The sequence below is a fragment of the Pseudomonas paeninsulae genome (assembly GCF_035621475.1).
Lineage (GTDB): Bacteria > Pseudomonadota > Gammaproteobacteria > Pseudomonadales > Pseudomonadaceae > Aquipseudomonas > Aquipseudomonas paeninsulae.
This window is the reverse complement of record NZ_CP141799.1, coordinates 5,309,659-5,334,353: the sequence shown is the minus strand read 5'-3', so window position 1 is coordinate 5,334,353 and position 24,695 is coordinate 5,309,659. Positions and strand designations below refer to the sequence as shown.

Sequence of the window (24,695 nt, the reverse complement as noted above, 5' to 3'; positions counted from 1 at the left end):
TATGCAGCAACTCAATCCTTCCGAAATAAGTGAAATCATCAAGGGCCGCATCGACAAGCTCGATGTTGCCTCGCAAGCCCGTAACGAAGGCACAGTCGTCAGCGTATCCGACGGTATCGTGCGTATTCACGGTCTCGCCGACGTTATGTACGGCGAAATGATCGAGTTCCCGGGTGCCGTCTACGGCATGGCGATGAACCTTGAGCGCGACTCTGTCGGCGCCGTGGTTCTCGGTTCCTATCAGTCGTTGGCTGAAGGCATGAGCGCCAAGTGCACCGGCCGCATCCTCGAAGTGCCGGTAGGTCCGGAACTGCTGGGTCGCGTAGTCGATGCTCTGGGTAACCCGGTTGACGGTAAAGGCCCGCTGAACAACGTCGCTACCGACGCGGTTGAGAAGGTTGCGCCGGGCGTGATCTGGCGTAAGTCGGTCGACCAGCCGGTGCAAACCGGTTACAAGGCCGTCGACGCCATGATTCCGGTTGGTCGTGGCCAGCGCGAGCTGATCATCGGTGACCGGCAGATCGGTAAAACCGCTCTGGCGATCGATGCCATCATCAACCAGAAAGACAGCGGCATTAAGTGTGTCTACGTGGCAATTGGTCAGAAGCAATCGACCATCGCCAACGTGGTCCGCAAGCTGGAAGAAAACGGCGCCTTGGCTAACACCATCATCGTCGCTGCCAGTGCTTCCGAATCCGCTGCGCTGCAATTCATTGCACCGTACTCCGGTTGCACCATGGGCGAGTACTTCCGCGACCGTGGCGAAGACGCGCTGATCGTTTATGACGATCTGTCCAAGCAAGCCGTGGCTTACCGCCAGATTTCCCTGCTGCTGCGCCGTCCGCCAGGCCGTGAAGCCTACCCGGGCGACGTGTTCTATCTCCACAGCCGTCTGCTGGAGCGCGCATCGCGTGTTTCCGAAGAGTATGTCGAGAAGTTCACCAATGGCGCCGTGACTGGCAAGACCGGTTCCTTGACCGCTCTGCCGATCATCGAAACCCAGGCTGGCGACGTTTCCGCGTTCGTTCCGACCAACGTGATCTCGATCACCGACGGTCAGATCTTCCTGGAATCGGCCATGTTCAACTCCGGCATTCGCCCGGCAGTGAACGCCGGTGTGTCGGTTTCCCGCGTCGGTGGTGCCGCTCAGACCAAGATCATCAAGAAGCTTTCCGGTGGTATCCGTACCGCTCTGGCTCAGTACCGTGAATTGGCGGCTTTCGCCCAGTTCGCTTCTGACCTGGACGAAGCCACCCGCAAGCAGCTTGAGCATGGTCAGCGTGTTACCGAATTGATGAAGCAGAAGCAATACGCGCCGATGTCCATCGCCGACATGTCGCTGTCCCTGTACTCGGCCGAACGTGGCTACCTGCAGGACATCGAAATCGTCAAAATCGGCAGCTTCGAACAAGCTCTGATTGCTTACTTCAACCGCGATCACGCCGACTTGATGGCGAAGATCAACGTGAAGGGTGACTTCAATGACGAAATCGACGCTGGCCTGAAAGCCGGTATCGAGAAGTTCAAGGCCACCCAAACCTGGTAAGCCGCAGCGGAGGTCCTACGACCTCCGCCTGCTAACCCGATAGGTGTCAAATGGCAGGCGCAAAAGAGATTCGCAGCAAGATTGCGAGCATCAAAAGCACGCAAAAGATCACCAGCGCCATGGAAAAGGTAGCTGTCAGCAAGATGCGCAAGGCTCAAATGCGCATGTCTGCCAGCCGTCCTTACGCGGATCGCATCCGCCAGGTGATTGGTCATCTGGCCAACGCCAACCCGGAATACCGTCACCCGTTCATGATCGAGCGTGAAGTAAAGCGCGTCGGTTATGTGCTGGTGAGCAGTGACCGTGGCTTGTGTGGTGGCCTCAACACCAACCTGTTCAAGGCCCTGGTCAAGGACATGGTGGTAAACCGCGAACAAGGTGTAGAGATCGATCTCTGCGTGATTGGTGGCAAGGGTGCGGCATTCTTCCGCAGCTTTGGTGGCAATGTCGTTGCTGCGATCAGCCACCTGGGCGAAGAACCGTCGATCAACGATTTGATCGGTAGCGTCAAGGTCATGCTCGATGCCTACCTCGATGGGCGCATCGACCGTTTGTCCGTGGTCTCGAACAAGTTCATCAACACCATGACGCAACAGCCGACAGTGGAACAGTTGATTCCCCTGGTCGCTGATTCGGATCAACAGCTCAAGCATCACTGGGACTATCTCTATGAACCCGATGCCAAGGAGCTGCTGGACGGCTTGATGGTGCGCTACGTGGAGTCGCAGGTGTACCAGGCGGTGGTCGAGAACAACGCAGCTGAACAAGCGGCGCGGATGATCGCGATGAAGAGCGCTACCGACAACGCCGGTGACCTGATCAACGATTTGCAGTTGATCTACAACAAGGCGCGTCAGGCGGCGATCACCCAAGAGATCTCGGAAATCGTTGGCGGCGCAGCCGCGGTCTGATACCGGTTCATATATTCAGAGGATCCAGCTATGAGTAGCGGACGTATCGTACAAATCATCGGCGCCGTGATCGACGTGGAATTCCCACGCGATCAGGTCCCGAGCATCTACAACGCGCTGAAAGTACAAGGCGCGGAAACCACTCTGGAAGTTCAGCAACAGCTGGGCGACGGCGTGGTGCGTACCATTGCGATGGGTTCTACCGAAGGCTTGAAGCGCGGTCTGGACGTTATCGACTCTGGTGCTGCCATCTCCGTACCGGTCGGTAAAGCGACCCTGGGCCGGATCATGGACGTACTCGGTAACCCAATCGACGAAGCCGGTCCGATCGGCGAAGAAGAGCGTTGGGGCATTCACCGTCCTGCGCCATCCTTCGCTGAACAAGCGGGCGGCAACGACCTGTTGGAAACCGGCATCAAGGTTATCGACCTGATCTGCCCGTTCGCCAAAGGCGGCAAAGTCGGTCTGTTCGGTGGTGCCGGTGTCGGCAAGACCGTGAACATGATGGAACTGATCCGTAACATCGCCATCGAGCACAGCGGTTACTCCGTGTTTGCCGGTGTGGGCGAGCGTACCCGCGAGGGTAACGACTTCTACCACGAGATGAAGGACTCCAACGTTCTCGACAAGGTAGCCCTGGTTTACGGTCAGATGAACGAGCCACCAGGCAACCGTCTGCGCGTAGCGCTGACCGGCCTGACCATGGCCGAGAAGTTCCGTGACGAAGGTAACGACGTTCTGCTGTTCGTCGACAACATCTATCGTTACACCCTGGCCGGTACCGAAGTATCCGCTCTGCTGGGCCGTATGCCTTCCGCCGTGGGCTATCAGCCGACGCTGGCTGAGGAAATGGGTATCCTGCAAGAGCGCATCACGTCGACCAAGAACGGTTCGATCACCTCGATTCAGGCCGTTTACGTACCTGCGGATGACTTGACTGACCCGAGCCCGGCGACCACCTTCGCCCACTTGGACGCCACCGTCGTACTGTCTCGTGACATCGCCTCCCTGGGTATCTACCCAGCGGTCGACCCGCTTGACTCCACTTCGCGTCAGCTTGACCCGAACGTGATCGGTCAAGAGCACTACGACACCGCACGTGGCGTGCAGTACGTGCTGCAGCGTTACAAGGAACTGAAGGACATCATCGCGATCCTGGGTATGGACGAGCTGTCGGAAACCGACAAGCAGTTGGTATCCCGTGCGCGTAAGATCCAGCGCTTCCTGTCGCAGCCGTTCTTCGTGGCCGAAGTCTTTACTGGTTCGCCTGGCAAGTACGTTTCCCTGAAGGACACCATCGCTGGTTTCAGCGGTATTCTCAAAGGTGATTACGATCACTTGCCGGAGCAGGCGTTCTACATGGTCGGCGGCATCGAAGAAGCCATCGAGAAAGCGAAGAAACTGTAATCACCCGCGCGCCCGGAGACGGGCGCTTTTGTGAGGCTAGATATGGCTATGACAGTCCATTGCGACATCGTCAGCGCAGAAGGCGAGATCTTCTCCGGTCTGGTCGAGATGGTGATTGCGCACGGCAACCTGGGTGATCTGGGTATCGCCTTGGGGCACGCGCCGCTGATCACCGACCTCAAGCCGGGCCCGATTCGTCTGGTCATGCCGGGTGGCGAAGCCGAGGTGTATTACATCTCCGGTGGTTTTCTTGAAGTGCAGCCGAACATGATCAAGGTTTTGGCCGATACCGTGCAGCGTGCTGCCGACCTCGACGAAGCCTCTGCTCAGGAAGCCGTCAAGGCTGCCGAGAAGGCCCTGCATGAACACGGTGCCGAGTTCGACTACGGCTCCGCCGCCGCTCGCCTGGCCGAGGCCGCAGCTCAACTGCGCACCGTCCAGCAGCTGCGCAAGAAGTACGGCGGTAGCTGATACTCGGTTGTTGAAAACGTCAGTTTTCCGCAAGCGATACGTCAGGCTTCATCGCACGTGAGTAAAAGGGTAGCCTTGGCTACCCTTTTTCTTTGTCCGCATTTTTTGGATCAGTGTCTGCCTATGTCTCTCGATATCGTCATCCTCGCCGCCGGCCAGGGCACTCGCATGCGTTCCGCCTTGCCGAAAGTCCTGCATCCGATTGCCGGTCAATCCATGCTCGCGCACGTCATCGACCGCGCCCGTCAGCTTTCGCCTGTTGGCATCCATGTGGTGATCGGGCATGGCGCGGATATGGTGCGTGAGCGACTGGCGGCAGATGACCTGAACTTCGTCCTGCAGAGCGAACAACTGGGCACCGGCCATGCCGTGGCCCAGGCCCTGCCGGCGCTGACGGCCGAGCGTGTGCTGATCCTCTACGGCGATGTACCGCTGATCGAGACCGCCACCCTCGAGCGTTTGCTGAAGCAGGTCGGTGCCGAGCAGCTTGGGCTATTGACGGTCGACCTCATCGACCCGACTGGCTACGGCCGCATCGTGCGTGATGCCGCTGGCGTGGTGAAGGCGATTGTCGAGCACAAGGACGCCACGCCCGAACAACGGCAGATCTGCGAAGGCAACACCGGGATTCTTGCCGTACCCGGCAACCGTCTGGGCGACTGGCTCGGGCGGCTGTCCAACAGCAATGTCCAGGGCGAGTACTACCTTACCGACGTGATCGCCATGGCCGTGGCGGACGGCCTGGTCGTGGCTACCGAGCAGCCCCTGGATGCGATGGAAGTGCAGGGCGCCAACGATCGCATCCAATTGGCCGAGTTGGAACGTCATTACCAGCAGCGTGCTGCACGCAGCCTGATGGTCCAGGGCGTGACCCTGCGCGATCCGGCGCGTTTCGACCTGCGTGGCGAGGTGACGGTGGGCCGCGACGTGCTGATCGATCTCAACGTGATCCTCGAAGGCCGCGTGGTCATCGAAGATGGTGTGCAGATCGGCCCGAACTGTGTGATCAAGGACAGCATCCTGCGTAAGGGTGCGCTGGTCAAAGCCAACAGCCATCTGGACGGCGCCGAACTGGGCGAGGGTGCCGACTGTGGTCCCTTCGCCCGTCTGCGCCCGGGTTCGGTACTGGGTGCTCGCGCCCATGTGGGTAACTTCGTCGAACTGAAGAACGCCGTGCTGGGCGAGGGCGCCAAGGCTGGCCACCTGAGCTATCTGGGCGATGCCGAGATCGGCGCCCGGAGCAATATCGGCGCAGGCACCATCACCTGCAACTACGATGGCGCCAACAAGTTAAAGACGGTGCTGGGTGAGGACGTATTCATCGGTTCCAACAGCGCACTGGTTGCTCCCGTGACCCTGGGCGACGGCACCACCACTGGCGCCGGCTCGGTGATCACCGCCGATGTGCCGGCGGGCACGCTGGCGGTAGGCCGCGCCAAGCAGCGCAATATCGACGGCTGGAAGCGCCCGGTGAAGATCAAGCAGTGAGGCTGGTCGTAGGATGGGTTAGGCGCGTAGCGGCGTAACCCATCGCTTAGGCAGCATGGGTATCGCTGCGCTCAACCCAACCTACGGCCTTCCATCGGTTTTGCTCTTGACTCGAAAGCTTCATTAGGTTTTGATTCGCGTAATTATCTTTCGAATCGAAACTTAGCATGTCGAAACGCAACACACCGCAACGTCGTCATACCATTCTCGCCTTGCTCGCCGAGCAGGGCGAGGTGAGTGTCGACGAGTTGGCCAAGCGTTTCGAAACCTCGGAAGTGACCATTCGCAAAGACCTCAGCGCCCTGGAAAAGAATGGCTTGCTGCTGCGCCGGTATGGCGGTGCAGTGCCCCTGCCGCAGGAGCTGATCGGCGATGCCAGTCAACCAATTTCCACCTACAAGCAGGCCATCGCCCGCGCCGGCGTGGCGCGCATTCGCGAGCATGCGCGGATCATCATCGACAGCGGTACCACCACGGCGGCAATGATTCCGCAGCTCGGCCACAAGCCGGGCCTGGTGGTGATGACCAACTCGCTGAATGTGGCCCGCGCCCTCAGCGAGCTGGAGCACGAGCCGGTGCTGCTGATGACCGGCGGCACCTGGGACCCGCACTCGGAATCCTTCCAGGGCCAGGTCGCCGAGCAGGTGCTGCGCTCCTACGACTTCGACCAGCTGTTCATTGGCGCCGATGGCATCGATCTGGCGCGCGGCACCACTACGTTCAATGAATTACTCGGCCTGAGTCGGGTGATGGCCGAGGTGGCCCGCGAGGTGGTGGTGATGGTCGAGAGTGACAAGATCGGCCGCAAGATTCCCAATCTGGAGCTGCCCTGGGGCAGCATCCATACCCTGATAACCGACGAACGCCTCAGCGCTGAGGCACGCGAACAACTGGCGGCGCGCGGGGTCAACCTGATCTGCACAGCCGTAGAGCATTAAAGGAGAAAGACTATGTGTGGCATCGTGGGCGCCGTCGCCGAACGAAACATCACCGCCGTGCTGGTGGAAGGCCTGAAACGCCTGGAATACCGCGGCTACGACAGCGCCGGTGTGGCGCTGTTGAATGAGCAAGGCCAGCTTGAGCGCCGCCGTCGGGTGGGCAAGGTCAGCGAACTGCAAGCCGCGTTAGTTGCAGAACCCCTGGCCGGCCGTCTGGGCATCGCCCATACCCGCTGGGCCACCCACGGCGCGCCGAGCGAACGTAATGCCCACCCGCATTTCTCCGGCACTGATCTGGCGGTGGTGCACAACGGCATCATCGAAAACCACGAACAACTGCGCGCGCAGCTCAAGGGCCTGGGCTACGTGTTCAGCTCGGATACCGACACCGAAGTCATCGTCCACCTGCTCGAACACAAACTGCAGAGTTTGGGTGACCTGACCGCCGCGCTCAAGGCCGCGGTCAAGGAACTGCACGGCGCTTACGGCCTGGCGGTCATCAGCGCACAACAGCCGGATCGCCTGCTCGCCGCCCGCAGCGGTAGCCCGCTGGTGATCGGCCTGGGCCTGGGTGAGAACTTCCTCGCCTCGGATCAACTGGCCCTGCGTCAGGTGACCGACCGCTTCATGTACCTGGAAGAAGGCGATATCGCCGAAATCCAGCGCGATGGCCTGCAGATCTGGGATGTTGACGGCAACCCGGTGCAACGCGAGAGCGTGCAGTACCACGAAGGCGCCGAAGCCGCCGACAAGGGTGAGTTCCGCCATTTCATGCTCAAGGAAATCCATGAGCAACCCAAGGTCGTGCAACGCACCCTGGAAGGTCGCCTCGGCACTAACCAGGTGCTGGTCCAGGCGTTCGGTCCGCAAGCCGCTGAGCTGTTTGCGCGAGTGAAGAACGTGCAGATCGTCGCCTGCGGCACCAGCTATCACGCCGGCATGGTCGCCCGTTACTGGCTGGAAGAACTGGCCGGGATTCCCTGCCAGATCGAAGTGGCCAGCGAATTCCGCTACCGCAAGGTGGTGGTACAGGCCGATACCCTGTTCATCAGCATTTCCCAGTCCGGCGAAACCGCCGACACCCTGGCGGCGCTGCGCAACGCCAAGGCGCTGAGCCCCGAGCAGGGCGGTTACCTGGCCAGCCTGGCAATCTGCAACGTCGGCATCAGCTCGCTGGTGCGCGAATCAGACCTGACTCTGTTGACCCAGGCTGGCCCGGAAATCGGTGTGGCCTCGACCAAGGCCTTCACCACCCAGCTGGTCGCCCTGATGCTGCTCACCCTGTCCCTCGGACAGGTCCGCGGCAGCCTGGATAAGCAACTGGAAGCCGAGCTGGTGGACGAATTGCGGCGCCTGCCGGCCCGCCTCGGCGAAGCCCTGGCGATGGACTCGGTGGTGGAGAAGGTTTCCGAACTGTTCGCCGAGAAGCACCACGCGTTGTTCCTCGGCCGTGGCGCGCAGTACCCGGTGGCCATGGAAGGGGCGCTCAAGCTCAAGGAAATCTCCTATATCCACGCCGAAGCCTATCCGGCCGGCGAACTCAAGCACGGGCCCTTGGCGTTGGTGGACAGCGACATGCCGGTGGTCACGGTGGCGCCGAACAACGAGTTGCTGGAGAAGCTCAAATCCAACCTGCAGGAAGTGCGCGCGCGTGGCGGCGAGTTGCTGGTGTTTGCCGATGAGCAGGCTGGCATGCGCAACGGCGAGGGCACCCATGTGGTGAACATGCCGCATATCCACGACGCCCTGGCGCCGATTCTCTACACCATTCCGCTGCAACTGCTGTCCTACTACGTCGCCGTGCTCAAGGGCACCGACGTCGATCAGCCGCGCAACCTGGCCAAGAGCGTGACGGTCGAGTAATGCGCGCATGAGTCCTGCGTTGGCGCTGTTATTCGATGGCTGCCAGGCAGTGCTGCAGGGTGATGAGGCGTTCATCGCCCTGCTGCGCGACCAGGATTTTGTCTGTGGGCCAGGTTACTGGCAGTTCCGGCTGCCGGCTCTGCACGGCTTTGTCCAAGCTCAATTGCCGGCGGCCCAGCAGGCCGATTACCCGCGCTTTCTGCAGCAACTCTATGCCAGCGACCTGAACAGCCGTTTGCGTGAGTTGGGAGCCGAAGTGGCGATTGTGGATAACTACGCCAAGGTCGACTCCAGCCTGTATTGCCTCAGACGTCTTGCCCCCTGAACAGGTGACGATGCTCGGCGTGGTACAGCGCCGAGTCGGCAAAGTCCTGGGCATTGAGCACTCGTCCGACCAGGATCAGCGCGGTGCGGCGAAAGCCCTTGGCGCTGACCAGCGCTTCGATATCGGCGAGGGTGCCGCTGACCCAGTCCTGATCGGGCCAGCTGGCGCGATGGACCACGGCGGTCGGGCAGTCTGCGCCGTAATGCGGCAGCAACTCGGCGACGATTTTCCCCAGATGCACCACGCCCAGGTGAATGGCCATGGTCGCGCCGTGGCGGGCCAGATCATGCAGTTGCTCGCCGGCGGGCATATCCGACTTGCTGGCGTAGCGGGTGAGGATCAGGGTCTGGGAGACGTCGGGCAGGGTCAGTTCGCTTTCCAGTAGGGCCGCACAGGCGGCAGTGGCGGTCACCCCGGGGATGATCTGGAACGGAATAGCCAGCGCACGCAGGTGGCGGATCTGCTCGCCGATGGCGCCGTACAGCGAGGGATCGCCGGAATGCACGCGGGCGACGTCCTGACCTTGCTCGTGGGCCTGGCGAATCAGCCGGATGATTTCATCCAGATGCAGTTCGGCGGTGTTGACCAGCAACTCGGCGCTATGCCCATTGAGTACCGCGGTGGGCACCAGCGAGCCGGCATACAGGATCACCGGGCAGCTGCGCAGCAGGCGCTGGCCCTTGACGGTGATCAGCTCCGGGTCGCCGGGGCCGGCGCCGATAAAGTAGACGGTCATACAGTCTCCACAATGGGGGCGAAGGCGAAGGCGAAGGCGAGGGCGCAGGTGGCACTGGCCGAACGGATCTTGGCGCACAGCAGCTCGGCGCGCGCACCACTCAGGATTTCGGCCTGAGCCAGGGCGCAGGCTTCGGCCACTCCGGCGCTGCCGGTTACCTGCAGGCTCAGCGCGCTGGGTTGGCTCAGGCGGCTCTGGTAAGCGTCCAGTTGGCTGGCCGACAACCACGCCAGCGGCAGATGCAGCTGTTCAGCCAGCTGGCGTAGACCGGGTTCATCGCGCTTGTGCTCGCTGCTGGCCAGGCCACTCAGGTCGCCGGGTTGTAAGCCCTGCAACGCCAGTGCCTGTTCCAGCAGGTGCAGGAGTTGCTCGCGCGAGCAACCGCGCCGACAACCCAGGCCGGCGACGTAGATCAACCGGCGCTTGGCGGTCGTGCCCCCTGCTGGGCTGGCCACGGCAGCGGCTCAGGCGCTCTGCTGGGGGCGCGTGTAGAACCAGGCGGCGGCTAGGCCCAGGGCCGCCCAGAACAGCGCGTTGCTCAGCAGCGAAGCGAGTATGAATTCTTGCTCCAGGGCTGCTGGGGCCAGGCTCGCATGCACCTCAGGTTGCGGCGCGCCGATCAGATGGGGAATAGCCAGTACCAGCAAGCCGGCGATGCGCAGCGCCCAGTGCCGGCTAAATGCCAACAGGCCCAGGCCGACAGCGGTGGCCACAGCCGTGCCGATCCACCAGTACTGGCGCAGCAGCAACTCGGCGGCGGCGCTGCCCGGCAGTTCCGGTGGCAGGCCGGCGGCCGGCGCGAGGGAGAAGGTGGCAAAGCCGCCGAGGCCCCACAGCAGGCCCTGCCAGGTTTGGCCCGGCGCGCGCAGGGTGAACAGACCGGCGAGCACCAGGGCGAAACCGATGGCCACCACCAGGTTGCTCAAACCGGTGGCCAGGGTGCGTTGCCAGCCGTGTTCGGGAGACCAGGCTTCGGCGTTGTGGCTATGGCCGGCGGCAGCCTCGTGGCTATGGGCGGGGGTTGCAGCGGCATGACTATGCTCGTTCAGCACGTCTTGCGCCGGAGCGTTGTTTTCATAGCTTTCCGCCTGGAGAATCAGTGGGGTCACCCAAAAACTCTGCAACAGGGTCAGAAAAATGGCGGCAAGCAGGCCAGCGAAGCCTGCCGTCTGGGCGATACGCTTGAACATGGCAGCGGTCTCAGTGGCAGGGGAAGGCGGCGCTGTGGCGGGTATCGTGGGCAGCGTTGTGCAGCGCCTCGATAGGCGAGAAGCCGGCAACGAAGATCAGCGCGGCGCCGAGCAGGCAGCTACCGACGGCCAGCACAAGGCGTTGCGAAAGAGGGAGGGTGACGGCTACTGAAGAAGCGAGTGCGCTGCTGGACATGGTCTGACCTTCTGCTGTTGGGGAAAGCGATGCAGGAGGAACGCAGCAAGGACCCAGGCCTGAACAGGCTCGGGATTCCGGCGCGTACCCGCCCACCGCGGGTTGCCAAACAAGGTTTCAGGCCGGTCTCCGGGCTTACGCAGACTGTCGACTGGACAGTGGAGGGTCAGCCTTCCCAAGCCGTGCGGCTCAGTGGCTATAACGACCCTGAGAACCTATTCAAAGTCTGCTGCGCGTCGGCCCTGCTGCGTTAAAAACAGGCTCGGAATGCTCATTTACAATTCGTAAACTCCGCTTCCTCGCCTATTTTTGCCTTGCATGGCTCTAGCTCGCGAGACTTTGTACAGATTCTGACATGCGCTTACCGTTGCGGGGGCAGCGCCAGAATTGCCCGTAAGGGCGCACTGGCTTCCCGTTTCACCTCGCGCAGTAATGCGCGAGACACCTGAAACAGCTTTTTAGAACATCACGAAGCGGCCCTGCCCGTCAACTGCGGCGATTGACCTGCCTGCGGGCACTGCGTAGCCTTCACCCCCGTCGAGGTTCTTCGGTTTTGCCACCGAAGCTAAGAGGGAACAGGGTTTATGCCCTGGCTGCCCCCGCAACTGTAAACGACTCGTACCCTTGTGTTGGTCTGTCGCCTGAGCGCGACAGCCCGACAGCCACTGCGTCCGCGCGGGAAGGCGAAGGGAATGGCCGGCGAGTATTCGCCAGCCCGGTCGTGAGCCAGGAGACCTGCCTCGCAACGCTTTTGACAACCGGGCGGGGTGCTCCGGTGGTGCATGGCTGGCGCGTTGTATCGCCACGCCTGTTCCCCCTGCCCGCTGGTCTTTCTTTCGAAGCCACGCAGGGTCGCCCATGAAAACGCTCGCCAAACTTCCCGTCACCATCGTCACCGGCTTTCTCGGCGCCGGTAAGACCACCCTGCTCCGGCATATGCTCAGCCATGCAGAGGGGCGGCGTATCGCGGTGATCGTCAACGAGTTCGGCGAGCTGGGCATCGACGGCGAAATCCTCAAGCAGTGCTCGATCGGTTGCAGCGAAGAAGAAGCCAACGGCCGGGTCTACGAGCTGGCCAATGGCTGCCTGTGCTGCACCGTGCAGGAGGAGTTCTTCCCGGTGATGCGCGAGCTGGTGGCGCGGCGTGGTGACCTCGATCACATCCTCATCGAAACCTCTGGTCTGGCCCTGCCCAAGCCGTTGGTGCAAGCCTTCAACTGGCCGGAAATCCGCAACGCCTGCACCGTCGACGCGGTGATTACCGTGGTCGACAGCCCGGCGGTGGCCGCTGGCACCTTCGCCGCCTTCCCGGAACAGGTCGACCAGCAGCGCCAGCTCGACCCCAACCTCGACCATGAGTCGCCGTTGCACGAACTGTTCGCCGACCAACTGGCCAGCGCCGACCTGGTTATTCTCAACAAGGCCGACCTGCTCGACGCCGCGGCCCTGGCTGCGGTGCGTGCCGAAGTGGCCGAGGAGCTGCCGCCGGCGGTCAAGGTCATCGAAGCCCATGGTGGCGAGCTGCCGCTGGAAGTGCTGCTGGGCCTGAACTGCGAGACCGAGCTGCATATCGACGCACGCAAGACTCACCACGATCTGGAAGGGCATGAAGAGCACGATCACGACGAATTCGATTCGTTCCACGTGGAACTACCGGAGGCCGAGGAAGCGCATCTGCTGCAGACACTGAAAGCTGCGGTCGGCACTCACGGCATCCTGCGCATCAAGGGCTTCGCGGCGATTCCCGGCAAACCCATGCGCCTGCTGCTGCAAGGCGTCGGCCAGCGGTTCGACAAGCATTTCGACCGCGCCTGGCAGGCCGACGAGGCGCGAATCACCCGCTTGATCGTGATCGGCCAGCAGCTTGACCACGCCGTCATCGCAGCCGAGCTGCAAGCGGCGCTGGCCTGAGCAGAGTGTGGGAGGGGCTTTAGCCGCACGGGCCGCGGCTAACGCGGAGTGCCGCCCAGCACCTCCTACAAGAAGAGCGATCATGCATTTATTGCGCACCCAGCCCGGCAGCCAGCTGCCGGCCGACAGCATTGCCGACCTTGGCCAGACCCCGGCCGAGTTGGTGATTCTCTGCACCGGCGATTCGCACCTGTCGTTGCTGGCCGAGGTGGCGCGGCAGCTGCCGGCGGATTACCCGAGCCTGCGCCTGGCCAGTCCGGCGCAGCTGGGCAATCACGCCTCGGTAGATCTCTACGTCGAGCAGGTGTTGCAGCACGCCAAGGTGATCCTGATTTCCGTGCATGGCGGCGTCAGTTACTGGCGCTACGGTATCGAGCGTCTGGTCGAACTGGCCGAGCGCGGCGCCCAGGTGATCATGGTGCCCGGCGACGACAGCCCCGATCCCGAGCTGAGCGGCCTGGGCAACGTGCCGGCGGCCGACAGCGAACGGCTCTGGCAGTACCTGCGTCAGGGCGGCGCGCAGAACGCGCGGCAGCTGTTCAACTGCATCGCCAGCCGCTGGTTGCAGCGCGATTACCCTTGGCAGGCACCGTGCGCCTTGCCGCGTGTCAGCCTGTATCACCCGCAGCACGCCAACGCGACCCTGGCCGATTGGCACGCGCAGTGGCAGGCGGGCGCACCGGTGGCGGCGTTGCTGTTCTACCGCACCCAGGTACAGGCGGCGAATACCGGGTTTATCGAGGTGTTCTGCCAGCGCCTGCAGGCCCAGGGCCTGAATCCGTTACCGGTTGCCGTCGCCAGCCTCAAGGAAGCGGCCTGCCTGGCCCAGGTCGAGGACTGGCTGGATGAGGTCGACGCCAGCGTCATCATCAACACCACCGGCTTCGCCATGAGCAACCCGGAAGCGCCGGAGCTGCGCCCGTTCCGTCGCGATGTGCCGGTTTTGCAGGCGATCTGTGCGCTGGACAATCTCGAGCTCTGGCAAGCCAATGCCCAGGGCCTGGGTTCGCGGGACCTGGCCATGCATATCGTCCTGCCGGAACTCGACGGTCGTCTGATCACCCGGCCGATCAGCTTCAAGGGCCTGGCCTGGCGCAGCGAACGCAGCCAGAGCGATGTGGTGTGCTACCGCGCGCATCTGCCAGGGATGGACTTCGTCAGTGAGCTGGCGCGCAACTGGGTCGAATTGGCGAGAAAGCCCAACGCGCAGAAGCGTATCGCCCTGATCCTGGCCAACTACCCGACCCGCGACGGCCGCATCGGCAATGGCGTCGGCCTGGATACCCCGGCGGCGGCGCTGAATATCCTGCGTGCGCTGGAGCAGCAGGGTTATCCGGTCGCAGCTCTGCCGGACAGCGGCACGGCGCTGATCCACCAGCTGCTCGGCGGGGTGACCAACGATCTCGACAACCTGGATGCACGGCCCTGCGCGCAGAGCCTGGCGCTGGAGGACTATCAGGCGTTCTTCGCCCAGTTGCCCGCCGCCAACCAGCAAGCAGTACTCGAACGCTGGGGCGACCCCGAGCAGGACCCCATGTACCGAGGAGAACGTGGCGGGCGGCTGATGATCGCCGGCTTGCGTTTCGGCCTGACCTTCGTTGGCATCCAGCCAGCGCGTGGCTATCAGGTGGATACCAGCGCGGTCTATCACGACCCTGATCTGGTGCCGCCGCACGGCTACCTGGCGTTCTACTGCTGGCTGCGCACGGTGTTTGCCGCCAACGCGGTGATCCACGTCGGCAAGCACGGCAACCTGGAATGGCTGCCGGGCAAGAGCGTCGGCCTGTCCGAGCAGTGCTGGCCGAGCGCAATTCTTGGCCCGCTGCCGAATATTTACCCGTTTATCGTCAACGATCCGGGCGAGGGTGCGCAGGCCAAACGGCGGACCCAGGCGGTGATCATCGACCACCTGATGCCGCCGCTGACCCGCGCGGAAAGCTACGGCCCGCTGCGCGATATCGAGCGTCTGGCCGATGAGTATTACGAGGCCAGCCAGCTCGACCTGCGCCGCGCCGTCGAGCTGCGCGGCGAGATTCTGCTCAAGGTGCGCGAGGCCAGCCTCGACCGTGAACTCGGCCTGCAACTCAACGAAGACCCCAACAGCTGGTTGCCGCAGCTCGATGCTTACCTGTGCGACCTCAAGGAATCGCAGATCCGCGACGGCCTGCATGTGTTCGGCGAATCGCCGGCTGGGCAGTTGCGCCGCGACACTCTGCTAGCGTTGCTGCGCATTCCCCGAGGCGATGGCCAGGGCGCCAATGCCAGCCTGCTGCGCGCCCTGGCCCATGACCTGGAGTTGGGCTTCGACCCGCTGGATTGCGCCATGGCCGAGGACTGGCAGGGGCCGCGTCCCGAGGTATTACAGGCCTGCGATAACAGCCTGTGGCGCAGTGTCGGCGATAGCCGCGAGCGCTTGGAAATCCTCGCTTTGCAGTTGATCGAGACAGCGGACTTCGAAGCCGTTGGCCCGGCCAGCGCCCTGGTGCTACAGCGTTTGCGCGAACAGGTCGCGCCGCTGCTGGATGCCTGCGGCCCGGCGGAAATCCACGGCCTGCTCGCCGCCCTGGCCGGGCGCTTCGTCCCGGCCGGACCCAGCGGCGCGCCGAGTCGCGGTCGCCTCGATGTGCTGCCCACCGGGCGCAATTTCTACTCGGTGGATGTACGCAACCTGCCGACCCCGACCGCCTGGCGCATCGGCGTGCAAGCGGCGGATCGTCTGCTCGAACGCCACCTGCAGGACCACGGCGACCACCTGCGTCAGCTCGGCCTGTCGGTATGGGGCACCGCGACCATGCGCACCGGCGGTGACGACATGGCCCAGGCCCTGGCGCTGCTCGGCGTGCGCCCGGTGTGGCAGGCCGGCAGCCAGCGCGTCGAACGCTTCGAGGTCTTGCCGCTGGCGCAGCTCGGCCGCCCGCGGGTGGACGTGACCCTGCGCGTGTCCGGTTTCTTCCGCGACGCTTTCAGCAACCTGATTCGCCTGTTCGATGAGGCGGTGCAGGCGCTGGTCGAGCTGGACGAGCCGGAAGAGCTGAACCCGCTGTCGGCGCGGGTCTGGCGTGAATCCCTGGCCCTGCAAGACAGCGGCCTGGACGAACATGAGGCGCGTAAACAGGCCGGCTGGCGGGTGTTCGGCTCCAAGCCGGGGGCCTATGGCGCGGGCGTGCAGAACGCCATCGAAGAGCGCCTGTGGCAGACCCGCGCGGATCTGGCCGAGGTCTACCTGAACTGGGGCGGCTACGCCTACGGCAAGCACAGTGAGGGCACCCCGGCACGGGCGCAGTTCGCCGAACGCCTGCAGCAGTTGCAGGCGGTGCTGCACAACCAGGACAACCGCGAGCACGACATCCTCGATTCCAACGATTACTACCAGTTTCAGGGCGGCATGCTCGCAGCGGTGGAAACCCTGCGCGGGGCCAAGGTGGCCAGCTATCACGGCGACAACAGCCAGCCCGACACGCCGCGCATTCGTACCCTCAAGGAAGAACTGGGCCGTGTGGTGCGCGCCCGTGCGGCCAACCCCAAGTGGATCGCGGGCATGAAGCGCCACGGCTACAAGGGTGCGTTCGAACTGGCGGCGACCGTCGACTACCTGTTCGCCTTCGACGCCACCAGCGAACTGGTCGACGACCACCAGTACGCCCTGCTCACCGATGCCTATCTGCTCGACCAGGACACCCGCGAGTTTATCCAGCAGCACAACCCCGGCGCCTTGCAGGACATCCTCGAACGCCTGCTCGAAGCCCAGCAGCGCGGCCTCTGGGAGAACCCCGGCGACTACCGCGAAGCCCTGGAAAACCTGCTGATCGACAGCGAGGAAGCATGAGCACACGCCTTCCCGTCGATCTCGTAGGGTGGGTTAGCCGCATGCCGCGGTTACCGCACTACCTGGCGCAATCGATGCGGCGTAACCCACCATGGGCGCAACGCGGTCCATCGCCTGGTGGGTTACGCGGCGCACCACCATCGCGCGTGGATTCCCGGCCGCTGTCCCGCGCCGCTAACCCATCCTACGCATCCACTCCCGTAGGGTGGGTTAGCCGCTTGCCGCGGTTGACGGATAACCCAGCGAACCCGGTGCGGCGTAACCCACCATGGGCGCAACGCGGTCCATCGCCTGGCGGGTTACGCGCCGCGCCACCATCGCGCGTGGATTCCCGGCCGTTGTGCCGCGTCGCTAACCCAGCCTACGCATCCACTCCCGAAGGGTGGGTTAGCCGCTTGCCGCGGTTGCCGCACGACCCGGCGCAATCGATGCGGCGTAACCCACCATGGGCGCAACGCATACCATCGCCTGGCGGGTTACGCGCCGCGCCACTGTCGCGTGTGGATTTTCGACCGGCGACCCGCGTCGCTAACCCACCCTACGCACCGCTCTTCGCCCATACGGACGCCTGCCATGATCGATAGCCACTTCCCCCTCGCTGCCGTGGTCGGCGCTGACGACCTCAAGCTGGCGCTGTGCCTGGCGGCCATTGACCCGGCCATCGGTGGCGTGCTGATCGAAGGGCCGCGCGGCATGGCCAAGTCGACCCTGGCGCGCGGCCTGGCCGATCTGTTGGCCAGCGGCACCTTCGTCACCCTGCCGCTGGGCGCGAGTGAGGAGCGCATCGTCGGCACCCTCGATCTGGACGCGGCGCTGAGCGAGGGCCGTGCGCAGTTCTGCCCCGGCCTGCTGGCCAAGGCCAATGGCGGTGTGCTCTACGTCGATGAGGTCAACCTGCTGCCCGATCACCTGGTCGACCTGCTGCTGGATGCTGCCGCCAGCGGGGTCAATCATGTCGAGCGCGATGGCATCTCCCACCGGCATGCCGCGCGCTTTGTGCTGATCGGCACCATGAACGGTGAAGAGGGCGAACTGCGCCCGCAGCTGCTCGATCGTTTCGGCTTCAACCTGGCCCTAGATGCCCAGCCGCAACCGGCCCAGCGCGCCGAGATCGTCCGCCGCCGACTGGCCTTCGATGCCGATCCGCAGGCGTTTCTGCAGCGCTGGCAGGCGCCGCAGGATGAGCTGCGCAACCGTTGCCAGCGCGCCCGTCAGCGCCTGGCGGATATCCCGTTGGACGATGCCGCCCTAGAGCAGATCAGCCAGCACTGTTTCGCCGCCGCCGTCGATGGCTTGCGCGCCGACCTGGTCTGGCTGCGCGCCGCCCGCGCCCATGCCGCCTGGCGTGGCGTCGAGGCGATCGAGCTTGTGGATATCGACGCGGTGGCCGAGTTCGTTCTGCGTCACCGGCGTCGGCATAGTCCGCCGCCCGCCGCGCAAGCGCCGCCACCCCAGCCCCAATCTCAGCCCGACAACAGCGCGCCCGGCGAGCAGCAGCAACCTGCGCAAGGCGAAGGCCAGTGGGGTGAATTACCTGCGCAGGCGCAAAGCCTCGGCGTAAGGCGTGAACCGCCGCGCTGGGCAAAAAAGCCCTAGGCATCCGCCCGCGCACAGCCACAGGCGCGGATGCCCAGGCCGCTCCCGGCGCACTAGGTGGTGGTCGCAGTGGTGCCATTCGCGCTGGCGCGGGTGGCCGGATCGACTGGCCGGCGACTCTGTTCAAGGGCCGTCCGCGCAATCGCCAGGATTTGCTGCAGCGTCCGCGCAGTGCACGGCCCACTGAACTGTGGCTGGTGATCGTCGATGCCTCGGCCTCGACCCGCCGGCACGGCGCGTTGAGCAAGGCCAAGGGCCTGCTCGCCGAGGTGTTCGAGCAGGCCCGCCGCCAGCGCGCGCGCCTGGCTGTGCTACACGCTACCGGCCGGAAGGCGCAGTGGATGTGGCAAGGGCAGCAAGCCACTCAGGCCTTGCAGCAGTGGCTGACCGAGTTGGGCGCAGGTGGCGGCACGCCCTTGCTCGATGCGTTGCGCCATGCCGCCGCCTGGCAGGCGCGGCGTCAGCGTTTGCACCCGGCCGAATCTCAGCGCTTGTTGATCATCACCGATGGCCGCCTGCGCGACTGGCCGGCCTTGGCGCCGAGCGGGTGCCCGGCGCTGTTGGTGGATATCGAAAGCGCGCCGATCCGCCTCGGCCGCGCCCGCCAATTGGCGGATGAGTTGGGCGCGCATTACCGTCATATTGATACGCTGCCGGTTGTGCACGGCAGTCCTGAACACGCTGGAGTCGAAGCCCCATGAAAACCCTTCTGATCATCGGCATCGGTGCCGGCGACCCGGACTATCTGACGGTGCAGGCGATCAACGCGCTGAACCGCACGGACGTGTTCTTCCTGATGGACAAGGGCAGCGCCAAGGACAGCCTGATCGGCCTGCGCAAGACCATCTGCGAGCGCTTTATCCAGGGCCGCGACTACCGCTTCGTCAGCGCCGACTGCCCGGAACGGGTGCGCGACGTGCCCGACTATCGCGGCAGCGTGGTGGATCTGAATCAGGACAAACAGCAGGTGTTCGAGGGCATGATCCGCGAGCAGATGGCCGACGGCGAATGCGGCGCCTTTCTGGTCTGGGGCGACCCGGCGCTGTACGACAGCACCCTGCGCATCGTCGAACAGATCGTGGGCAACAGCAGCGAGCAGATCGAGTACCAAGTGATCCCCGGCATCACCAGCCTGCAAGCCCTGGCGGCCAAGCATAAGGTCTGCTTCAACAGCATCGGCCAGGCCTTCCAGGTCACCCCGGCCCGCCGTCTGGCCGAAGGTGGCTTTCCCGAGGGTGTGGACAGCGTGCTGGTGATGCTCGACGCCCAGGACAGCTACCGGCGCTTCGTCGACCAGGACATGCATATCTACTGGGGAGCCTATATCGGCACCGCCGACGAAGTGCTGATCGCCGGCCCGCTGGCCGAGGTCGCCGACAGCATCCGCAGCCGCCGCGCTGTGCTGCGCGAGCAGCATGGCTGGATTATGGATAGCTATCTGCTGCGCAGGACCGGCTGATAGGTGTCCCCTTCCTAAGTCACAGCCGCTTTGCAGAAGGTTCTGAACACCTGCTGCTGGCCGCTCCATGCTCGCCTCTATATCAAATAGCGAGCACTCGGCAACGGCCGTAACCCGGCCAAAAGTGGACTAGCAACTGCGGCTAAGGCATCAGGACCGATTCAGTGGGCTCGGTAGGCATCAATCATGCTGGCCATGTCGTCGGCAAGTGCTGCAATCTGAGCGTCGGGCACATTGCGCTCGGCAAACGCGCGCAACCCGATGATTTGCGCTTGTAGCAAGCGGGCAAGTCGTGGGCACTCAACATCGGCACGCAATTCCCCCGCTGCCTTGGCCTGCACCAGTACCTCGCAAAGTCCCAACTCGATGGTGGCGAGCATTGTCTTCACCTGAGTCAGTAACGCGGTGTCTTCAGCGTTAACCTCAAGCAAGGTCTTAATCAGCATGCAAGCCTGCGCAGGCGCTTGCGCGTCGACGCTACAGGGCCGGGCGAATGAGCGCAGGTAGCGCTTTAATCCGTCGACAACGCTCGGTGATCCTTCGATTATCTGGCGAAAGCCATCTCCGGCACGGCTGGCGTAAGCCTCCAGCGCCTCGGCAAACAGACCGCTTTTGCTGCCGAAGGTGGCATAGAGGCTGCCGGGGCGCATATCCAGCGCCTTCTCAATATCCTTCATCGATGATGCGTAATAACCTCTCGACCAAAACAGCTCAACGGCTCTATCTAGAGCGACTTGGCGATCAAAACGAGCTGTACGGGGCATCATTGGCTCTCGGATAAAGGGTTAGGTGCAATCGGCTGGATCGAGTTTGAGTGACCGTTCAATTATAGCTTGATTACCTCCCTGACCTCAATTAGGCTGGTCTTCTTATTTGAACGTTCACTCAAAAAGGATTCACCCAATGAGCACTTTTACTCTGCATGACCAGAACAGCGCACCCGAAGCCGCCAAGCCCCTGTTGGAGAAGTCGCAGAAAGCCTTTGGCATGATTCCAGGCTTGCATGCGGTGATGGCCGAAGCCCCCGGTTTGCTCGAGGGCTATCAAGTGCTGCATGGCCTGTTTCTTAACAGCAGCCTCAGCGCCGATGAAAAAACCGTGGTGTGGCAAACCATCAACGTTGAGCATGCCTGCCATTACTGCGTGCCTGCGCATACGGGTATCGCCAAGTCGATGAAGGTCTCGGACGAAGTGAGCAATGCACTGCGCGATGAGACGCCGCTGCCCACCGCGAAACTTGAGGCGTTGCGCGACTTCACACTGGCCATGGTGCGCCAGCGTGGCGAGCTTGAGCCAAAGCAACTGCAAGACTTTTATGCGGCCGGTTACACCCAGCAAAATGTGTTGGAAGTCATCCTGGGCCTTAGCCAAAAGGTCATGAGCAACTACACCAACCATATCGCCCAAACGCCTATCGACGAACCTTTCAAGCAGTTTGCTTGGACTAAGAAGTAATCCCACTAACGGCGAAGCAATACCCGACGCCATCGTCCATGTCGAGGCCACGGCGGCTGTCCGCTTCTGCACGTGGACCTTCTCAGCAGAACCGGTGGTTCTTGGCGTCACCCAGAGGCTGATGTCGAAGTGGACCAGACACCTGGAGCACAGGCTGGTAGATGCACCGCTCCAGTCGAGACCGCCGGGCGTGACGATCATCGTGATACTGCTGGCGTTGCGGAACCTGGTGCTGCAGCGGCACAACAAGCGCGCGCTTGGGCGCACTTCACCGATGAGCGCAAACCGCTTGTCGCAAGGATGACAGGCGCCAGGCTCTCGGCTGCGGGCCGCCTATCACATTCAATCGAGGAGGCAACTATGACCACCCCACCCCAAAAGCTGCGGATCGACATCGTGTCCGATGTGGTCTGCCCCTGGTGCATCATCGGCTACCGCCAGCTGGCAAAGGCGCTGGAGGCGACCGGCACGGCGCACGAGATTCATTGGCATCCGTTCGAGCTGAACCCCGGCATGCCACCCGAGGGCCAGAGCCTGCGCGACCACGTGGCCGAGAAATACGGCACTACCAAGGAGCAATCGGAGGAAAGCCGGGTCAAGATGACCGAGGTTGGCGCAGAAGTCGGGTTCGAGTTCCGCTTCGCCGACGACATGCGCATGCACAACACCTTCAACCTGCATCAGCTTCTGCATTGGGCCGATCGGCAAGGGCGTATGCACGACCTGAAACAGGCCCTCTTTACCGCTCACTTCACCAACCGCCGGAACCTGTCTGACGACAGCGTGCTGGCGGATGTAGCCGCAGAAATCGGGTTGGAACGGACCGAGGCCCTGGCCGTGCTTGAAGATCAGCGTTTTGCCACAGAGGTGCGCACTGCCGAAGAAGCCTGGCTGGGCAAAGGCATTAGCGGTGTGCCGGCGATGATCTTCAACCGTCGCCACCTGGTAACCGGTGCGCAAGGGGTCGAGAACTACATGAGCATCGTGCAACAGTTGGCCGAGGCGAATGACTGAGCGATCAGTCAACGCCTTGTGAGACTGCGCTGAGGCTTGAGGACCACGTCCGCTCTTCGCCGCCCCAGCTGGACACAGGGCAAGAAATGGCCTGGAAAGCTGATCGCTCCCACCCCCAGTGTTTGTCCGAAATCCAGCAGCGCCCGAGCCCGGGTCTGCCCTGAACATTAAAGTAAGAGGTCTGGATCATGTCTGATACGAACAATTACGTGCCACCCAAAGTCTGGACCTTGAACGGCGAAAATGGCGGCAATTGGGCCAAGATTAACCGGCCCATTGCCGGGCCTACACATGAGGTCAGCCTGCCGCACGGGAGGCATCCTCTGCAGCTTTATTCGCTCGGCACGCCCAATGGCCAGAAGGTCACCATCATGCTTGAGGAGCTCTTGGCGCTGGGCGCAGCTGGAGCGGAATATGACGCCCACTTGATCCAGATTGGCGAAGGAAGCCAGTTCTCGTCGGGCTTCGTTGAAGTCAATCCAAACTCGAAAATTCCGGCACTGTTCGATACTGATACCGGTAGTCGTGTGTTTGAAAGCGGTGCGATTCTTCTCTATCTGGCGGAGAAATTCGGACACTACCTGCCCAAGGAAGCCGCGGCGCGCACTGAGGTCATCAACTGGCTGTTCTGGCTGCAGGGCTCGGCCCCCTATCTGGGCGGCGGGTTCGGCCACTTCTATGCCTACGCGCCGGAGAAATTCGAATACCCGATCAACCGCTTCACCATGGAGGTGAAGCGCCAGATGGACGTGCTTGACCGCGAGTTGGCCGAGCACCGCTATCTGGGCGGAAACGAATACTCCATCGCCGACATCGCCACCTGGCCCTGGTACGGCAGCCTGGTGCTGGGCAAGGTCTATGGCGCGGGCGAGTTTCTGCAGGTCGAAAGCTATAAGAACCTGCGGCGCTGGGCCGAAGAGATTCTTGAGCGACCCGCCGTGCAGCGTGGCCGCATGGTAAACCGCACCTGGGGCGAGCCGTCAGAGCAGCTGCACGAACGGCATGAGGCCTCGGACTTCGATCTGAAAACTCAAGACAAACTGGCCCCTGAACGCACCGCTTGAGAGGCTTACGCCGCCCCGTCATCCACGCTCAAAAGACAGCGTCGAAGCCGGGCTCGGACAGTTCTGTGGCAGTGAGCCCGGTAGGCATCCATGATGCTGAGCATATCCTCGACAAGGGATTCACCTTGAGCCTCGGGCACAGGCTGTTGCTGAGCATGATCAACAGATTCACTCATTGTGAGAGCCATCATGCATCGACTTAAAGCCGTGTGTAGTTCGGTTTGAATCGGTCTACTTAGCGTTGGCGTGATTAGGGCGGCATGGCAGGTCACGCAACCGCAGTGAGTGCTGAGTGGGTTGTGGTGCTCATGGCGCGGCTGCCGACCTTATGGTTTTTCGTCTGGGTGTTTAACCACCGTCTCTCCCGCGTCCCCCCTTTCTCTTGGCTACCGGTCAGCGGAGCAGAAATGCGGTTTAACTCGCTGGATAAGCAAATCAGCTCGGGCAGATAGCGGCCATTCAGCGCGGTGCAAAAGCCAAAGGGTATCTACAACCGGTCGCTCCCCTTCAATGACCTTGATGGATTCAGGCCGTGAAAAAGCCAAGCGCGCATAGCGCGGCAATACGGTAAAGCCTAAGCCGCGAGCCACAGGTTCAAGGATCAGACTGATTTGGTTGGTGAAGCCATGGCACGGGAGGCTGCCGACCCCGGGCGCGCCGGGGTAATAGCGACTAAGCAGTCGACCGGCCATGGCCTGGCCATCTGGATGATCAATGAAACCAAGGCGCTCGAGATCAGCCCAGCCCTGAACGCTCTCGCCGGCCGGCACGACTAGTTCCAGTGGTTCCTCGGCGAAGCGACTCACACTCAAACGCGGATCGTCCGGTTTGAGCGTCACCAGTCCAAGTTCAAAGCGGTTGTCCAACACGGCATCGAGCACTTCACGATCCGGCGCGAAACGCTGTCGAATGCTCAGGCCTGGGTGGGCATGCTGCAACTCCAGCAGCAGTGGATAGAGGGCCAAGCCTATGCTGCCGGGGCAGATCAAACCTATCTCACCGTGCTCTGCGTCACGCTCTGACAGACGCCGCTGCAAGCGTTGGTCGGCCGTATTGACCTCCGCGCAGTATTCGAGCAAAGCGCGCCCGGCAGGTGTGAGTTCGAGCTGGCGCGGACGGCGTATCAACAGCGGGCCTAAACGCTCCTCCAGGCGCTGCACATGCTGACTGACAGCCGCTTGGGTCAAGTCCAAGCGCTCGGCGCTACGGGTGAAATTGCCCTGCTCGGCGAGAGTCGCGAAGGTACGCAGCCACTGCGGATTTAGCATAAATATCTCTTATTGAAATCATAACCTGGTG

The 24,695-nt window shown here is 62.7% G+C and carries 22 protein-coding genes and 2 riboswitches; of the genes, 16 read left to right on the top strand and 6 right to left on the bottom strand.

The window, feature by feature from the left end:
* Position 1: 1 nt before the first annotated feature.
* The 8 genes from atpA (at position 2) to VCJ09_RS24580 (ending at position 8,949) form a co-directional block, all read left to right on the top strand.
* Positions 2–1,546, top strand: a complete 1,545-nt coding sequence (gene atpA, locus VCJ09_RS24615) for a F0F1 ATP synthase subunit alpha (protein WP_324732591.1) — start codon at positions 2–4, stop codon at positions 1,544–1,546.
* Between the two features lie 50 nt (positions 1,547–1,596).
* Complete coding sequence (atpG, locus tag VCJ09_RS24610; RefSeq protein WP_324732590.1) at positions 1,597–2,457, top strand: F0F1 ATP synthase subunit gamma; 861 nt, start codon at positions 1,597–1,599, stop codon at positions 2,455–2,457.
* Positions 2,458–2,487: 30 nt separating this feature from the next.
* Positions 2,488–3,864, top strand: coding sequence for a F0F1 ATP synthase subunit beta (atpD, locus tag VCJ09_RS24605; RefSeq protein WP_238040881.1), 1,377 nt, complete (start codon positions 2,488–2,490; stop codon positions 3,862–3,864).
* Between the two features lie 42 nt (positions 3,865–3,906).
* Entirely contained in the window at positions 3,907–4,335 is a 429-nt protein-coding gene (locus VCJ09_RS24600) for a F0F1 ATP synthase subunit epsilon (protein ID WP_324732589.1), read from the top strand.
* Between the two features lie 123 nt (positions 4,336–4,458).
* Positions 4,459–5,823, top strand: coding sequence for a bifunctional UDP-N-acetylglucosamine diphosphorylase/glucosamine-1-phosphate N-acetyltransferase GlmU (gene glmU / locus VCJ09_RS24595; protein ID WP_324732588.1), 1,365 nt, complete (start codon positions 4,459–4,461; stop codon positions 5,821–5,823).
* Between the two features lie 167 nt (positions 5,824–5,990).
* Entirely contained in the window at positions 5,991–6,761 is a 771-nt protein-coding gene (locus tag VCJ09_RS24590) for a DeoR/GlpR family DNA-binding transcription regulator (protein ID WP_324732587.1), read from the top strand.
* A 12-nt stretch (positions 6,762–6,773) separates the two neighbouring features.
* Positions 6,774–8,624, top strand: a complete 1,851-nt coding sequence (gene glmS, locus VCJ09_RS24585) for a glutamine--fructose-6-phosphate transaminase (isomerizing) (RefSeq protein WP_324732586.1) — start codon at positions 6,774–6,776, stop codon at positions 8,622–8,624.
* A gap of 7 nt (positions 8,625–8,631) precedes the next feature.
* The gene (locus VCJ09_RS24580; RefSeq protein WP_324732585.1) at positions 8,632–8,949 is read left to right on the top strand and encodes a hypothetical protein; all 318 of its coding nucleotides are present in this window, start codon (positions 8,632–8,634) and stop codon (positions 8,947–8,949) included.
* Here VCJ09_RS24580 and cobM read toward each other — a convergent pair.
* Genes cobM through VCJ09_RS24560 form a run of 4 tightly spaced genes read right to left on the bottom strand, consistent with a single transcriptional unit; the run spans position 8,930 to position 11,071 of the window.
* On the bottom strand, positions 8,930–9,685 hold the full coding sequence (gene cobM / locus VCJ09_RS24575; protein WP_324732584.1) for a precorrin-4 C(11)-methyltransferase: 756 nt from the start codon (positions 9,683–9,685) through the stop codon (positions 8,930–8,932). The two genes, VCJ09_RS24580 and cobM, sit on opposite strands and share 20 nt — an antisense overlap.
* The gene (locus VCJ09_RS24570; RefSeq protein WP_407692999.1) at positions 9,682–10,140 is read right to left on the bottom strand and encodes a cobalamin biosynthesis protein; all 459 of its coding nucleotides are present in this window, start codon (positions 10,138–10,140) and stop codon (positions 9,682–9,684) included. Before VCJ09_RS24570 ends, cobM begins: the two co-directional genes overlap by 4 nt.
* Positions 10,141–10,149: 9 nt before the next feature.
* Positions 10,150–10,875 (bottom strand): CbtA family protein, encoded by a 726-nt coding sequence (locus VCJ09_RS24565; RefSeq protein WP_324732583.1) that lies wholly within the window; start codon positions 10,873–10,875, stop codon positions 10,150–10,152.
* A 10-nt stretch (positions 10,876–10,885) separates the two neighbouring features.
* Positions 10,886–11,071, bottom strand: a complete 186-nt coding sequence (locus VCJ09_RS24560) for a CbtB domain-containing protein (RefSeq protein WP_079204078.1) — start codon at positions 11,069–11,071, stop codon at positions 10,886–10,888.
* 103 nt (positions 11,072–11,174) lie between these two features.
* A riboswitch (cobalamin riboswitch) is annotated at positions 11,175–11,535 on the bottom strand.
* A 59-nt stretch (positions 11,536–11,594) separates the two neighbouring features.
* Positions 11,595–11,828, top strand: a riboswitch (cobalamin riboswitch).
* Positions 11,829–11,929: 101 nt separating this feature from the next.
* Here VCJ09_RS24560 and cobW point away from each other — a divergent pair.
* From cobW to cobF, 5 genes are all read left to right on the top strand, one after another.
* Complete coding sequence (cobW, locus tag VCJ09_RS24555) at positions 11,930–12,982, top strand: cobalamin biosynthesis protein CobW (protein WP_324732582.1); 1,053 nt, start codon at positions 11,930–11,932, stop codon at positions 12,980–12,982.
* Positions 12,983–13,064: 82 nt separating this feature from the next.
* Positions 13,065–16,808 (top strand): cobaltochelatase subunit CobN, encoded by a 3,744-nt coding sequence (cobN, locus tag VCJ09_RS24550; RefSeq protein WP_324732581.1) that lies wholly within the window; start codon positions 13,065–13,067, stop codon positions 16,806–16,808.
* 573 nt (positions 16,809–17,381) lie between these two features.
* Positions 17,382–18,404, top strand: a complete 1,023-nt coding sequence (locus VCJ09_RS24545; RefSeq protein ID WP_324732580.1) for an ATP-binding protein — start codon at positions 17,382–17,384, stop codon at positions 18,402–18,404.
* Positions 18,405–18,406: 2 nt separating this feature from the next.
* Positions 18,407–19,105: a vWA domain-containing protein gene (locus VCJ09_RS24540; protein WP_324734731.1), complete on the top strand. Its 699-nt coding sequence runs from the start codon at positions 18,407–18,409 to the stop codon at positions 19,103–19,105.
* Positions 19,102–19,863 carry a precorrin-6A synthase (deacetylating) gene (cobF, locus tag VCJ09_RS24535; protein WP_324732579.1) on the top strand — a complete coding sequence of 254 codons (762 nt, stop codon included), beginning with the start codon at positions 19,102–19,104 and terminating at the stop codon, positions 19,861–19,863. Before VCJ09_RS24540 ends, cobF begins: the two co-directional genes overlap by 4 nt.
* A 161-nt stretch (positions 19,864–20,024) precedes the next feature.
* Here the strand turns inward: cobF and VCJ09_RS24530 are convergent, their stop codons facing one another.
* On the bottom strand, positions 20,025–20,627 hold the full coding sequence (locus tag VCJ09_RS24530) for a TetR/AcrR family transcriptional regulator (protein ID WP_324732578.1): 603 nt from the start codon (positions 20,625–20,627) through the stop codon (positions 20,025–20,027).
* 139 nt (positions 20,628–20,766) lie between these two features.
* Here VCJ09_RS24530 and VCJ09_RS24525 point away from each other — a divergent pair, with 139 nt between their 5' ends.
* The 3 genes from VCJ09_RS24525 to yghU all read left to right on the top strand — a co-directional run bounded on the left by VCJ09_RS24525 (position 20,767) and on the right by yghU (position 23,396).
* The gene (locus tag VCJ09_RS24525; protein WP_324732577.1) at positions 20,767–21,318 is read left to right on the top strand and encodes a carboxymuconolactone decarboxylase family protein; all 552 of its coding nucleotides are present in this window, start codon (positions 20,767–20,769) and stop codon (positions 21,316–21,318) included.
* 360 nt (positions 21,319–21,678) lie between these two features.
* On the top strand, positions 21,679–22,332 hold the full coding sequence (locus VCJ09_RS24520) for a DsbA family oxidoreductase (protein ID WP_324732576.1): 654 nt from the start codon (positions 21,679–21,681) through the stop codon (positions 22,330–22,332).
* A 188-nt stretch (positions 22,333–22,520) separates the two neighbouring features.
* Positions 22,521–23,396, top strand: coding sequence for a glutathione-dependent disulfide-bond oxidoreductase (gene yghU, locus VCJ09_RS24515; protein ID WP_324732575.1), 876 nt, complete (start codon positions 22,521–22,523; stop codon positions 23,394–23,396).
* 386 nt (positions 23,397–23,782) lie between these two features.
* Here yghU and VCJ09_RS24510 read toward each other — a convergent pair whose 3' ends face one another.
* Positions 23,783–24,664, bottom strand: coding sequence for a LysR family transcriptional regulator (locus VCJ09_RS24510; RefSeq protein WP_324732574.1), 882 nt, complete (start codon positions 24,662–24,664; stop codon positions 23,783–23,785).
* Positions 24,665–24,695: the final 31 nt, after the last annotated feature.